This window comes from Erythrobacter sp. HI0063, from assembly GCF_001635685.1.
Taxonomy (GTDB): Bacteria; Pseudomonadota; Alphaproteobacteria; order Sphingomonadales; family Sphingomonadaceae; genus Qipengyuania.
Window position 1 is genome coordinate 1 of sequence record NZ_LWFF01000102.1, and the last position, 293, is coordinate 293.

The window sequence follows — 293 nt, forward strand, 5'->3', positions numbered from 1 at the left end:
GTTGGTTTGGCACAGTCGACGGCTTGCCCATGTCGTCAAGGCAGAGCCAACATTGCTAACGCACAAAGGGAAGTTTCTCCGCGATGCAATGAAGCGAACACGGATTACGGAAGAGGAAATCAAGAGCGCATTACGTGAGCATGGCATCACCAAGAACGACGGAGCGAACTGGGTCGTCTTGGAAACCAATGGCAACCTCTCGGTGGTGCCGCGGCAGGAGATAAAGTGGGAAGAAGCTGAAACGCTTTCCGATGTGCGGGCGCCCAACCGTATGCCCGGAAGGTGACGCGTTC

At 55.6% G+C, this 293-nt stretch carries 1 protein-coding gene; it reads left to right on the plus strand.

What is annotated here, in order from left to right:
* A partial coding sequence (locus A3736_RS04400) for a YetF domain-containing protein (RefSeq protein WP_156501966.1) occupies nucleotides 1–286 on the plus strand: 286 nt, incomplete at its 5' end.
* Nucleotides 287–293 lie beyond the last annotated feature (7 nt).